This window comes from Nitrosospira sp. TNL300 (genome assembly GCF_055385915.1).
In genome coordinates this window covers 1,637,432-1,648,866 of record NZ_AP041005.1, presented here as the reverse complement: position 1 = coordinate 1,648,866, position 11,435 = coordinate 1,637,432, and the positions used below count along the sequence as shown (strand labels likewise).

At 51.3% G+C, this 11,435-nt stretch carries 17 protein-coding genes; all 17 read left to right on the top strand.

The features are described 5' to 3' along the window. Positions 1-6: 6 nt before the first annotated feature. The 17 genes from ACZ5BW_RS07620 (at position 7) to ACZ5BW_RS07540 (ending at position 11,386) form a co-directional block, all read left to right on the top strand. Entirely contained in the window at positions 7-582 is a 576-nt protein-coding gene (locus ACZ5BW_RS07620; RefSeq protein WP_464538570.1) for a hypothetical protein, read from the top strand. Further along, the gene (locus ACZ5BW_RS07615; protein WP_464538568.1) at positions 583-2,178 is read left to right on the top strand and encodes a right-handed parallel beta-helix repeat-containing protein; all 1,596 of its coding nucleotides are present in this window, start codon (positions 583-585) and stop codon (positions 2,176-2,178) included. 221 nt (positions 2,179-2,399) lie between these two features. After that, on the top strand, positions 2,400-2,654 hold the full coding sequence (locus ACZ5BW_RS07610) for a hypothetical protein (protein ID WP_464538566.1): 255 nt from the start codon (positions 2,400-2,402) through the stop codon (positions 2,652-2,654). A 98-nt stretch (positions 2,655-2,752) separates the two neighbouring features. Further along, positions 2,753-3,565, top strand: coding sequence for a hypothetical protein (locus ACZ5BW_RS07605; RefSeq protein WP_464538564.1), 813 nt, complete (start codon positions 2,753-2,755; stop codon positions 3,563-3,565). Continuing rightward, positions 3,565-4,302 (top strand): heparin lyase I family protein, encoded by a 738-nt coding sequence (locus ACZ5BW_RS07600; RefSeq protein ID WP_464538562.1) that lies wholly within the window; start codon positions 3,565-3,567, stop codon positions 4,300-4,302. Before ACZ5BW_RS07605 ends, ACZ5BW_RS07600 begins: the two co-directional genes overlap by 1 nt. Before the next feature lie 212 nt (positions 4,303-4,514). Next, the gene (locus tag ACZ5BW_RS07595; RefSeq protein ID WP_464538560.1) at positions 4,515-5,477 is read left to right on the top strand and encodes a hypothetical protein; all 963 of its coding nucleotides are present in this window, start codon (positions 4,515-4,517) and stop codon (positions 5,475-5,477) included. 14 nt (positions 5,478-5,491) lie between these two features. Then, positions 5,492-6,763, top strand: a complete 1,272-nt coding sequence (locus tag ACZ5BW_RS07590; RefSeq protein ID WP_464538558.1) for a phage capsid family protein — start codon at positions 5,492-5,494, stop codon at positions 6,761-6,763. Positions 6,764-6,854: 91 nt separating this feature from the next. Continuing rightward, positions 6,855-7,295, top strand: a complete 441-nt coding sequence (locus tag ACZ5BW_RS07585) for a hypothetical protein (protein WP_464538556.1) — start codon at positions 6,855-6,857, stop codon at positions 7,293-7,295. A 74-nt stretch (positions 7,296-7,369) separates the two neighbouring features. After that, complete coding sequence (locus ACZ5BW_RS07580; RefSeq protein ID WP_464538554.1) at positions 7,370-7,738, top strand: hypothetical protein; 369 nt, start codon at positions 7,370-7,372, stop codon at positions 7,736-7,738. Further along, positions 7,738-8,070 carry a DUF6682 family protein gene (locus tag ACZ5BW_RS07575; RefSeq protein ID WP_113068172.1) on the top strand — a complete coding sequence of 111 codons (333 nt, stop codon included), beginning with the start codon at positions 7,738-7,740 and terminating at the stop codon, positions 8,068-8,070. Before ACZ5BW_RS07580 ends, ACZ5BW_RS07575 begins: the two co-directional genes overlap by 1 nt. Beyond that, positions 8,067-8,690 carry a phage adaptor protein gene (locus ACZ5BW_RS07570; RefSeq protein WP_464538552.1) on the top strand — a complete coding sequence of 208 codons (624 nt, stop codon included), beginning with the start codon at positions 8,067-8,069 and terminating at the stop codon, positions 8,688-8,690. Before ACZ5BW_RS07575 ends, ACZ5BW_RS07570 begins: the two co-directional genes overlap by 4 nt. A 3-nt stretch (positions 8,691-8,693) precedes the next feature. After that, positions 8,694-9,587, top strand: coding sequence for a hypothetical protein (locus ACZ5BW_RS07565; RefSeq protein WP_464538550.1), 894 nt, complete (start codon positions 8,694-8,696; stop codon positions 9,585-9,587). Continuing rightward, entirely contained in the window at positions 9,587-9,937 is a 351-nt protein-coding gene (locus tag ACZ5BW_RS07560) for a hypothetical protein (RefSeq protein ID WP_464538548.1), read from the top strand. The genes ACZ5BW_RS07565 and ACZ5BW_RS07560 overlap by 1 nt, the downstream gene beginning before the upstream one ends. After that, positions 9,928-10,518: a hypothetical protein gene (locus ACZ5BW_RS07555; RefSeq protein ID WP_464538546.1), complete on the top strand. Its 591-nt coding sequence runs from the start codon at positions 9,928-9,930 to the stop codon at positions 10,516-10,518. Before ACZ5BW_RS07560 ends, ACZ5BW_RS07555 begins: the two co-directional genes overlap by 10 nt. 102 nt (positions 10,519-10,620) lie before the next feature. Beyond that, entirely contained in the window at positions 10,621-10,800 is a 180-nt protein-coding gene (locus ACZ5BW_RS07550) for a hypothetical protein (RefSeq protein WP_464538544.1), read from the top strand. A gap of 2 nt (positions 10,801-10,802) precedes the next feature. Next, complete coding sequence (locus tag ACZ5BW_RS07545; RefSeq protein ID WP_464538542.1) at positions 10,803-11,114, top strand: hypothetical protein; 312 nt, start codon at positions 10,803-10,805, stop codon at positions 11,112-11,114. Then, entirely contained in the window at positions 11,111-11,386 is a 276-nt protein-coding gene (locus tag ACZ5BW_RS07540; RefSeq protein ID WP_464538540.1) for a hypothetical protein, read from the top strand. The genes ACZ5BW_RS07545 and ACZ5BW_RS07540 overlap by 4 nt, the downstream gene beginning before the upstream one ends. The last annotated feature ends 49 nt before the right edge of the window (positions 11,387-11,435 follow it).

Here is an 11,435-nt window from a genome sequence, read left to right as displayed (position 1 = left end):
AACAAAATGATTCGGTTTCTGAATGACGAAACTGTGGCGGGATACAGATACGGTAGGGGTGCAATTTCCAGGTTTGATGATGTGACTGAAGCGATTTTGATTGCTCAAGGTGATGCTGAAGATTATCCAGCAGTTACTAAGCCGGTAGAGGTGCTGTCGAGTTCGGCCGTGGCTGCCTCATGCGCGTTGACGGCGGCGGATGAGGTTCTGGGATCGTTCACTGTTCGCGCGGGAATCATAGGCGTCAACAGCATCATTCAGATCGAACCACTTTGGACATTCACCAACAGCGCGAATAACAAGATTCTGAAAGTCAGGATTGGCGGCGTGACGGTCTACAGTGCCACGCGCACTACGTCTGTCAAAGAAGCGCCGCTGATCGTCCTGGCAAACCGTAATTCGCTGGCATCGCAGATCCAGCCCTATGACAATGCGTACGTGACGGCAGGCGCAGGCGAGCCGGCAACCTACACCATCAATTTCGCCAATCTGGTGACAGTAGACATTACCGGGCAGAGAGCAAACAGCAGCGACACTCTCAAGCTGGAATACTTTCGCGCCCTGCATTTCGTGGGGGACTAAATGGCAAACTGGTTCGTTCGTCCTAACACATCGCACAGCGGGATGCGCAATGGACAATCCTACGCTTCTGCCTGGGGCGGCTGGACTGAAATTGTTTGGGGCGCTGGTGGCATTGTTCCTGGAGATACTCTCTATGTATGCGACTCACATACTTACAGTGCCATTCTCGCAATCGGCAACCACGGGGCGACGGCAGGCAGTCGCGTGACCATTCGAGGGGATTACCCAGGGCATTCCGGATCAATCACGTTCGGAGCCGGGGTCTACTACATTGATGGCAACAGAAACTATACGACCATCACCGCTCTGACAATCAATGCGGGGAGTGACGCCTGCATCTCGCCTGGGGGTCAACCGAATAAAGGTCTTTGGATCACAAACAATACATTTTCCTGTGGCGCTCAAGCCGCAATCAAGTTTAGAGCCTTCAATACGTGGGGCTATGAGGACACCATCATCAGCGGCAACACTTTTAATGGTGGCTCGGGATCGCCAGGGGGGGGATGTATTCAGTGGTACGTGACAGCTGCAGTAACAAGTACGATAAAGCGGCTGACTATCAGCAATAACACGTTTTCCAGAAACTCAGCGCAGCGAGCAACTGTTCAACTTCTTGCTCTATTCGGGACGGCCCTTGAAGGCTGCACAATTGAAGACCTTATCGTTTCTGGCAACACGTTTGAAAACTGCAACAGCGTGGCACTGGAAGTGGAATGCAAAAAAACGGTGGCGGCAGTGACTGTCGGAGCGAATCGTGGAATCAAGGTTTACGACAATATAATCAGGAATCAAGGCCTATCTGGCACATTTGGAGGGGGGTTCGCGGTTAGTGGCTTCGAGCTGTCCGCAACAGCAGACTTTGGAACAAACGACATCTACAACAACTGGTGTTCCGGGCTTCATGGGCTGACAGGCTTCTGTAATCCCCTGTATGGTACATATCGAATCTTCAACAATTATGCCGAAAACATCACAACAATCAGCATAGACGGCTGCGGCGTGCTGCCTGACCACGGTTGTCATGATACTGTTATATTCAACAACGAATTCCGAGATATACACGGTGACGGCGCTTCAACCTATACAGCTACCGGATTTGGGATACTGGTTCTTGATGCCACCAACATTACATGTTACGGCAATCTGATAGTTAACTGTCAGGTTGGGGTCGGATTCGGCAACAAAGGGCCGGGGCAATCCTCCAATATTTTCAACAATACGTTCGTTAATTGCGCACTGCATGCGGCATATCTGGTCGGTGGCGCGAACAATACGACAAATCTTGTGCGCAATAACATCTTCACTACGCGCAATTCCCTTCCAGCCGTCAAAGTTGATTCCACTGCGTGGACTGGGGAATCTAATAACTGCTTTTATGGATTTGGCGTACCAGTCGCGCACACTCTGGCAGCATCGACAATTACAGGCGACCCACAACTGGATAATTCATATCGCCCTCTGGCGGATGCTATAAAGCGCAAGGGCGTCTACCTGGGGGGCAAGGACTTCTACGGAAAACAGTTTTATAACACTCCCAATATTGGGGCAGTGGAAGACGTAACGAACACTCCGCGTTATACGTTGAGATATAGATAGAGCTTACCAGAATCAATCAAGAGCCGCCTCTGGAAACATTGGCGGCTTTTTATTGGTTTTCGCTCACGTGAATGCGCTAGCCGCAATATGTAGTCGTAGTGTTGAAACCCCTGATCAATGCGCTTTTGTGCTTGCTCGGGGGTTTCTTTTTTGAACCCTGCTCAAGACTGCTCACTGGGTTAAGTAGTTTGGAGAAAAGATGGAAGTGGATCAGCTTACGGGTGAGCAAATTCGCAAATCTTGCACCGGAACAAATCGAGATATTGGAAAGCGACCTGGGCAAGCTTGCGGAGATTCTAGGCGCAGGGGAGGTACCGGAGGAAGAGGGAAAGGAGAAATCCAGCACCGATGTGAAGGACCCTATGTTCAGCAAGGAGAGCGACGATGAAGGTGAAGATGAGCCTGTCGTTCTGAACAGGAGCGGCAAGGGAACTATTCCCTATAAGCCTATAAGAAGCACAAGGAACTGCGGGTAGAGAACGATTTGATATTTAAATAAACGGAAAGGGCAAATATGATTCGATTTTTGAATGATACAACTGTAGCAGGATATGTCTACGGAAAAGGAGCTGTTGTGTCCTTTGATAAAAGTGTTGAGAATAATCTGATAGCGCTGGGCTCTGCTAAAGCAAACGATCCCGGCGCATTCCATCCTTATTACCACTTTCATGGCTTCGCCGGAAACCAGGTTGCAGACGACGATAAATTTTACGACCTGACAGGACTAAACCATGCTTCACGTGGCGCAAACTTGTCTGTCGCGCAACTCTGGACAACAAACTCTGGCTATGCGTCTACGATTGACCCGATAAGCGGCGCAACCGATTCCGTATTGCGTATTCCCAATCTAAACTTCGATTATGCGAGTGGCGAGAAGCTGATTATCTGGTGGCTTGGCAAAGTCACAGCCGAGAGTTCGTACGCTCGAATGATGGGCGATGGCTATGGTACAACTGCAGGGCAGCGGGGCATTCGCATCTTTTTGTCTACAACCGGAATCATTAGCTTTGCCCTCACGGGTGCTACCGAAGCCTATTCTTCAAATGCGCACAAGAGCATTTCGGGCGGTCTGCACAGTTTCGCTATAGCCGTGGACGGCGCAGGGGGGCAGCACGGTATATGGGTGGACGAGGAGTATTCTCTCTCTGAAGGTTCATACACTTCCCTAGTCGGCGGGATAGACACACGCAATTCCAACACATTCAACGTAGGTACGTTCTTTCCTGTGTCTGCCAACTCCACTTTTGGTATCGCAATGGCGACGAGGGCTTTGGTAATACTTAGGCTTCCATCGAACTACACAATGCCCTCTGTTGGGACATTGACGAGCGTTTTTCAACAGCTTCGCTCGAATCCGGGCCATCTCATTTTGGAGAGCGCATTCTGATGACTCAGTTATTCAATTTTCCTCTTGACGTTGACTTCTCGGGTACGTACTTACAGGGAAATGGCGTTGCTGGGCCGGGGGATGATATGCGGACCGGAATTTCTGATCGACTTGAGATTATTAACGGAGTGGCCAGGACAACGTTGTACGGGACGGATCAGCAAACAAACTTCGGGTATAGAAGTGAAATACGGTTCGGGTCATTCCCTAATTCTGGCGAGTGCTGGTCCTCGATAGATTTCATGATTGATCCGCTGTGGACAACGAACAACATTGCTACCATCGGTTCCTGGTATCCGACACCGGATGCCGGGGAAGAGTTGCTGGTTAAGCACGTCAATATTGGTTTGCGTCTGGTGGATAGAGATACGCTCTTTGTTAATGTGCCTGCTGCGGTGTTGCCTGCTGTAAGCAATATAGGCAAGACAGTTGTAGTCACAAAACTACAGCAAGGGCGCTGGTACAACATCACGATCAGGATAAATCTACAAACAACTGCTGTGGGCTGGCGTGAGGTTTATCTGGATCGTGTGAAGATTTTCGGAGAGTACAACGTGCCTACAGCTTATGAGGACGCAAATGGTCCCTATTTCAAGATGGGGCCAAGAACGCTCGCCCAGGACTATGACAAGGTGAGAATGTGGGTACGAAATGCTAAACAATGGTCGGGGAATGAAAACTTCTCCACGGCTATGGGCGGGGTGCCAGTATCTCCTTTGAGAATGTTGCGGCAATAACGTTTAATCAGGGTCTATCGAGCCGCCTCTGGAAACACTGGCGGCTTTTTATTGGTTTTCGCTCAGGCGCACGCACTAGCGACAATATGTAGTGGTAGTCCCCGAAACCCTTGGATAACGCAATTCGCAATTCTTGTGCTTGTCCAGGGGTTTCTTTTTTGAACCCTGCTAAGGGCAGGCCCGCTCACTGGGTTAAGTAGTTTGGAGGAAAGATGGAAGTGGATCAGCTTACGGATGAGCAAATCGCAAATCTTACGCCGGAACAAATCGAGATATTGGAAAGCAATCCGGACAAGCTTGCGGAAATTCTAGGCGGGCAGGAAGTACCTGAGGAAGAGGGAACGGAGAAATCCAGCTCTGATGTGAAAGACGACGCGTTCAGCAAAGTGAGCGACGATGAAGGTGAAGATGAACCTGTCGTTCTGAACAAGAGTGGCAAGGGAACTATTCCCTACAAGAAGCACAAGGAACTGCGGGTAGAGAATTCAGCGCTGCGTGAGCAGCTAAAGTCCGCGCAAGGCAAACTTGACGAATTCCTGGCGCGGAAAGAGGAAGCAAAGGAAGTAGAGACCATTGCGCTGGATGAAAAACTCAAGACGCACCTTGAGGCCCTGAAGGAAGAGATGCCTCAACTTCATCAGGTACTCAGTGCACTGCTTGAGGGGAGTCGGAAGCAAGGCGAAAGGCTGGAGCAAACGCTGCTGGAGCTGGAGCGCGAAAAGGAGGAATCCGAGCGCATAAGCCAACTGAGCACTGCAGAGCAAGTCGCTGAGGCAAAAGATAATAACCACGATCTGGTGCATTGGGAAACTAATGACGCTGACGCCTGGGAAGAAGCACTGAAGCAGGACGAAATTCTGAGAACCAATACGAAGTGGGTGGGAAAGCCTTACGCGGAACGGTTCCAGGAGGTTGTCCGGCGTGTCAGGGCGATTATGCCGGAAGCCTCCACTCCAAAAAAGAAGCCCGATCCGGGGATGATGAAAGCGGATGTGCAAGCCAAGCTTGAGGCAGCCCCGGTGAGGAAGCCTGTAACTCTATCGGATATTCAGGGTGGAGCAAATCCAGCCTCTGAACGTGAGCAACTTGAGAATCTGAGTCCTTTTGAACTTGCTCAGAAGTTGATGAAGATGCCCACGCATCAGGCGGCAGCCCTGAGAGCCGAACTTGATTAAGGATTATTGATTAAATGGCTGAAACAAACGTAGCAAGCGGAAGTTCACTGGCAGTCAAACACTATAGCGCGGCGCTCTTCGCCAACACGCTCAAAGGATCCACAGCGATTGACAGTCTTGTCGGTCCGGTCGAGCCTTCGGTAGCAATGCAGAAAATTGCTGGGCAGACAAATCCGGGTATGCCTGTTGTGCGTATCGATAATTTGATGAAGAGTGCTGGCGATGTCGTATCGCTCGATCTGGTCGATACCGTGGGTGGCGAACCGCTGATGGGCGATGTCAATCGTGAAGGACGGGGCAGTGCGCTTTCGTTTTCCTCGATGGAGATCAAAATCGATCTATCCAGTAAGGTCATCGATGCGGGTGGCAGCATGTCGCAGCAGCGCACCAAACATCAGTTGCGTGAAATTGCCCTGGCACAATTGTCAGGTTATTTCCCCCGTCTCGACGCTCAGGAAACACTGGTACATCTCGCCGGCGCGCGCGGATCGCAAACTGGTTCGGACTGGACAGTACCGCTTCAAAGCGCACCGAACTTCGGTGCCATAATGGTGAACCCCGTGAAGGCACCTACCTATAACCGCCATTTTGTAGTGAACGGCGCTAATCTGACTTCAGGGGGGCAGCAGTTGGGATCCATCGTTTCAACGGATGCCCTGCGCTTGTCGCATCTGGATCTGCTGCGCAAGAGGCTCGATGACATGGATCAGCCGCTGCAATCCGTCAAACTGGCAGGGGATCGGGCCGCGCAGACTTCCAAGATGTGGGTATTTCTCGCCACACCCAATCAGTACTCGCTCCTTTTGACCGAAGGTTCGTTACGTGCATTCCAGCAGAACGCTATCAATCGGGCGGCATATTTTGACGAGCGCCACCCGCTGTTTGCCGGTGAGGTTGGAATGTGGAATGGTATTCTGGTGATCAAGAATGAGCGCGCGATCCGCTTTATGCCCGGCGAAAGCACGAAGATAGTTACCGCAGCAAACGCGGCAACTGCAACAGAAACCGATCAAGCTGTCAATGGAGCATTGACTGCCGGCTATGCGATTGAGCGCGGATTATTATTGGGCGCACAAGCACTGGGTGTCGCTTATGGAAAAACCAGGGTCAGCGGAATGCAGTTCGGATGGAAGGAGCATTGGTATAACTTTGAAAGTAACCTGGAAGTGATGGGCGAGAAGGTTTGTGGCAAAGCGAAAACCCGTTTCTCTATCGACGATGGAACAGGTTTCAAGGTGCCCACCGACTTTGGTGTGATTGCGGTTGACTCGGTTGTACCACTTTAATCCGTTTTAACCGGTTTTAACCCGTTTGATACGTGAAAGCGGGACTTTAATGTTCCGCTTCACCCATCATTTCTTCGAGAGATATAGATAAATGGCCACTTTTAGCGCACCAGATCTGAACAGCAAAGCGATGCCTATGGGCAATTATGGCAATGCCGCGGTGGTTTATGGGACAGCAACGCCCTTATCCGGAGTAGTTGGAAGCATCTACCGTCCGGTCAGAATCCCGGCTGGCATGAGTGTTACAGCGTTACGGATAGTAAATGACGATATGGATACAGGGGGCACCACATTTGCTGTAAAAATCGGCTATACCCCAGTCGACCCCGGGCAAGGTCCTGTCGAGGATGATGATTATTTTTCCGCGGCTACAACGATTTTATCCGGTGTGGCTCTTACCGATCTGAGATTTCAACCCATCAAATTCGAAAAAGATGTGTACGTCATCCTGACAGTAACTGTACCGGCCACTGCGTTTGTTTCGGGCAATATTACTGCAATCATTGCGGGCGAGGCGACAGGCGTCAAGTAAAAGCAAGCAGTAATCAGGAAGTCAAAGGCGATTCCCAGAGTCTCTGGGAATCGCCTTTTTATTGAGGATTTCATATGCCAAAAGTCAAATATATTGCCACCGGCATCAAGATTGACAGCATCAATGGCGTGGGGCTGCGCTGGGAACCGGCTCAAGTGCGGAATGTAAGCGCTGAAGTTGCTGAGAGGCTGCTCGTCTACTCCGATACCTGGATGCGCGTCTACGATGAGGCCGTGGATAACGTTGTGCCGATCGGACTGGCGCAGGCAGAGAAACCGGTTGAAGAGCCGCTGCCGGTGATCGACTTTCATTCCATGAGCAAAAAAGCTCTGCTTGAGTTTGCCGAGCGTAAATACAATGAACGGCTGGATAGGCGTCAAAACGAGGGAACCATACGGCATAAAGTGATTACCCTGTTTTCCAAGAACGAGACGCCGGACTGATGTCATTCTCATATCAGTCAATCGTCGAGCTGGCTCGTATCCCGCTGAATGATGAAGACAAAACGCGTTACTCGGATACTGTGTTGCTGTCCTTTGCCAATCAGGGGATGTTGCAGATTCTCAGACGGCGGCCGGATCTGTTCATAGGTGAGTTCAACAACCTGCCCGATGGGGAACGCGCCCTGGATGATGCTTTTCCGCTACCGCCTATATGCCTCCAGACAGTAGCAGATTATGTCACGGCCAGAGCAGAAATGTCTGACGATGAGCATGTCAATTCCGGGCGTGCGGCTCTGTTCATGCAGTTGTTCGGCTCCGAGGCGCAACCATGAAACTCTGGAGCGATTTTTATGATCTGCTGATGCCAGATCTGCCTGGATGCCCATCTGCTGCAGCCGACAGTGCATTGCGTCAATCCTCTATAGCGTTCTGTGAGCAATCCCTGGCCTGGCAAACCGAGCATCTGCCTGTCTTCGTAATGGGGGGCATTGCGGAATATGCCTACTCCCCCCCTGAAGGCGCGGCAGTTCATGCCATCATACATGCAGTGTTGGATGGAGGAGAAATAGAGTCTTTTCCCTGCGAGAAGAACATCACGATCAAAAACTTGCGTCGCCAAACTGGTAAACCACGATATGTTCTTGGCGGTCCATCTTCGCTGACCCTGGTTCCAACTCCGGATAGTAACGGGATATTGACAATAACAGTCGCGTTAAAACCTTCGGCCATCAGTACAGGGATTGACGATGCGCTATTTCACGAATATCGCGAAGCCATCATTCATGGCTCGATGGCGCGGCTAATGCTGTCACCTAAAAAGCCCTATACCAATATCCAGCTAGCCGCCTATCACCAGCAACAGTTCATTATCAAGACGGCGGCGGCAGGCATGAGAGTAGCCAGAGGCTATGCCAGAGCGCCCTTCCAGACAGCAATCCTGAGACGAAGATAAAACATGGGACTCAAGTTCTCGAATTTTGGCAAGGCCATCATCAGTTCCGCTCCCAGTGGGACAACGGGATTGAGCTTCACGGTGGAGGCCGGCAAGGGCGTTCTCTTTCCATCGCCAGGCATCGGCGATTATTTCTATGGCATATTCAAGGATGCTTCCGGCAACCGGGAAATTGTTAAAATCGAGGCACGTACGACCGATAGCTTAATCATCGCGCAAGGAGGACGAGGACTGGATGGTACATCTCCCCGTACCTGGGCAGCAGGCGATTACTTCGTTGCCGGTGTGACCAGCATCGCCTTGCAGGAATCCCTTGCAAATCCAAATCTCCAGGCGCTTGGCGCCCTGGAAACGTCAGCCGATAAGATGGCGTATTTCACTGGAGTGGGCACAGTCGCATTGACGAATCTGAGTTCCTATGTCCGGAGCTTGCTGGATGATGATAATGCGGCGGCTGCGAGAGCGACACTGGGCGCTGCGCCTGCCAGCCTCATTCCCCCCGGAACTGTTATGTCATTTTTTCAGGCGACGGCTCCGGCAGGCTGGACTCAGGTCACGACCCACCATAATAAGGCACTGCGTGTTGTGGGAAGCACCGGTGGCGGTTCGGGCGGTTCAGTCGCCTTTACGTCAGCCTTCACATCGCAGGCGGTTTCCGGCTGGAACAGCGCGACGACATTGACTTCGGCACAGATACCGGCGCATACACACTCGATTTCGACGTATGGAGATGAAACCGGAGCCGGCTTTGTTTGTGCCGGCTCTGGCCCATTCGTCAGTAATATAAATTCGTTCGAAAACACGGGCGGCGGCGGCTCACACAGCCATATTTTTACCGGCACGGCCATCAACCTTGCCGTGCAGTACATCGACATAATCATAGCGAGTAAGGATTGATGGAAATACGTACAGCGAATTGTCCCCTGGGAGCAAAGTGTGAAGAGCTTAAGCTCGAAGACAGCAAACCTGTCCTCTATCGATGTCCATGGTATGTGCAGGTTCGCGGCGTAAATGTCAACACAGGACAGGAAACCGATTCATGGGGATGCGCTATAGGCTGGCTGCCCACACTGATGATCAACGCAGCCAATGAATCCCGCAAGGGCGCTGCGGCGACAGAATCCTTCCGTAATGAGATGGTGAAGCACAGCGAGAAAACCCAACAAGTGCTGCTTGTGGCAGGGCAAGTGGCGAACAGGAAGGTCCAGGGTAACGGTTTATTGGAGCAGAGCGAGATATGCGAGTGACAATCATTCGGGACGACAGCGCGGTTGGAGTAGATGGCGTATTCAGGCGGGTCGATTTATCGTCGTTGAGGGCCAATGTGCGCGCTGTGCAGTGGAACGGTACAAGCGGCCACATAGAGTATGACGATATTGCAAATACGCTGTTCACAAACATAGCAGAGTTTCAGTCATTTGTGGATCTATGGAAAGCCGCGGCGTCAGAACAAATCACCTCGTTGACTGCACCGAGTCCGGATCAAATGAAAGCAGCGGCCGTGGCTCGTATCAACACTGCTTATCAGTCCAAGGTAAGGGAATTGACAGCAGTTTATCCAGAGGAAGAAGTGAAGAGCTGGCCGTTACAGGAAGGGGAAGCAAAGGCATGGTTTTCGAATCCTCAAGCCCATACTCCCTGGCTGGATAGCGCTGCTGAGGCGCGAAGTATGAGTAAGGCAGATCTGGCAGCCAAAATAACTGCCAAGGCCGCTGCATTTGCAGGGGTGCATGGTCAACTGACGGGTAAGAGGCAGAGATTACAGGAGATGATTGCTGCCCTCGGCGATTTTCCCATCCGGCAGCAATTGGATGACATCAAATGGTAAACATATGATCGAAACTTTTTGAACAAGACAGCAAGATGCGGCGTAGCCGCTTTTTTTTTTGCCCGAACGGGCTTTTTTATTCAATACCCAGGAGGAATTATTGTGACCATGTTTCAACGCAAGCGCATCAAAGCCATTCAGGAAGAGGTGGAAAGACAACATGCCGCAGTCGAAGCCCGCGCAGACGGTTTATTGGAAAAGTTGAAGGGGTCGAAATGGACGGCCGCAATATTGCTGGGTGCGGTCGTATTTTCAATCGTGGTTTTGTGGAGTTTGTCCTGATCATGTCGGATGATGAAGGCGACCATGAGATCGCAAACAGGATCGAGAGGCGGCGTGGGCCATCTACCTACACATTATCCTTCAGTGGAATTATTGCAGTGGCGGGTCTTGTTGCATCCGGCGTAGCGACGTACAACGCGCTGCAAAATGATATTGCGACCCTGAAACGGGGTGAACTGTATCAGGAAAGAACCAATGAACGCCTTGATGAGGAAATCAAATCGGTGAGGGCCGAGCAGCGTGAAACGATGAAGGAATTCAACGACAAGCTCGACAGAATCATCGAAAAATGGGCGAGAGGGAGAAAGGCATGAGATATTTGCTTGGAGCCTTGTTTCTGGCGTCGTGCACCATGTTTACGCCCCTGGTGACGAATGAGCCGCTGGTGACGAATGAAACGGCAACGGAGCCATCTGTTCCAGCTGTCCAACCGCAAACATCGATGAGCGTCGCGGAGGTTCCGGAGCCAAAATCCAAGGCAGCATCTCCCGTTTCGGAAATATCCTCCTGCGCCACACTGGATGCAGGCGATCTGAAGGAGACCATAAAGGCGAAGCTGGATTGCATCACAGAAAATACTCCCTGACATATGTACCCGATACGGATAAATGAGCATGGAACACAAGGGGTCATGA

What these genes read in the sequence shown, in the direction of transcription:
- ACZ5BW_RS07545 (WP_464538542.1), top strand. Translation starts at nt 10,803, where the DNA reads ATGTCGGATGATGAAGGCGACCATGAGATCGCAAACAGGATCGAGAGG.
- ACZ5BW_RS07595 (WP_464538560.1), top strand. Translation starts at nt 4,515, where the DNA reads ATGGAAGTGGATCAGCTTACGGATGAGCAAATCGCAAATCTTACGCCG.
- ACZ5BW_RS07620 (WP_464538570.1), top strand. Translation starts at nt 7, where the DNA reads ATGATTCGGTTTCTGAATGACGAAACTGTGGCGGGATACAGATACGGT.
- ACZ5BW_RS07560 (WP_464538548.1), top strand. Translation starts at nt 9,587, where the DNA reads ATGGAAATACGTACAGCGAATTGTCCCCTGGGAGCAAAGTGTGAAGAG.
- ACZ5BW_RS07570 (WP_464538552.1), top strand. Translation starts at nt 8,067, where the DNA reads ATGAAACTCTGGAGCGATTTTTATGATCTGCTGATGCCAGATCTGCCT.
- ACZ5BW_RS07575 (WP_113068172.1), top strand. Translation starts at nt 7,738, where the DNA reads ATGTCATTCTCATATCAGTCAATCGTCGAGCTGGCTCGTATCCCGCTG.
- ACZ5BW_RS07580 (WP_464538554.1), top strand. Translation starts at nt 7,370, where the DNA reads ATGCCAAAAGTCAAATATATTGCCACCGGCATCAAGATTGACAGCATC.
- ACZ5BW_RS07565 (WP_464538550.1), top strand. Translation starts at nt 8,694, where the DNA reads ATGGGACTCAAGTTCTCGAATTTTGGCAAGGCCATCATCAGTTCCGCT.
- ACZ5BW_RS07615 (WP_464538568.1), top strand. Translation starts at nt 583, where the DNA reads ATGGCAAACTGGTTCGTTCGTCCTAACACATCGCACAGCGGGATGCGC.
- ACZ5BW_RS07590 (WP_464538558.1), top strand. Translation starts at nt 5,492, where the DNA reads ATGGCTGAAACAAACGTAGCAAGCGGAAGTTCACTGGCAGTCAAACAC.
- ACZ5BW_RS07585 (WP_464538556.1), top strand. Translation starts at nt 6,855, where the DNA reads ATGGCCACTTTTAGCGCACCAGATCTGAACAGCAAAGCGATGCCTATG.
- ACZ5BW_RS07540 (WP_464538540.1), top strand. Translation starts at nt 11,111, where the DNA reads ATGAGATATTTGCTTGGAGCCTTGTTTCTGGCGTCGTGCACCATGTTT.
- ACZ5BW_RS07555 (WP_464538546.1), top strand. Translation starts at nt 9,928, where the DNA reads ATGCGAGTGACAATCATTCGGGACGACAGCGCGGTTGGAGTAGATGGC.
- ACZ5BW_RS07600 (WP_464538562.1), top strand. Translation starts at nt 3,565, where the DNA reads ATGACTCAGTTATTCAATTTTCCTCTTGACGTTGACTTCTCGGGTACG.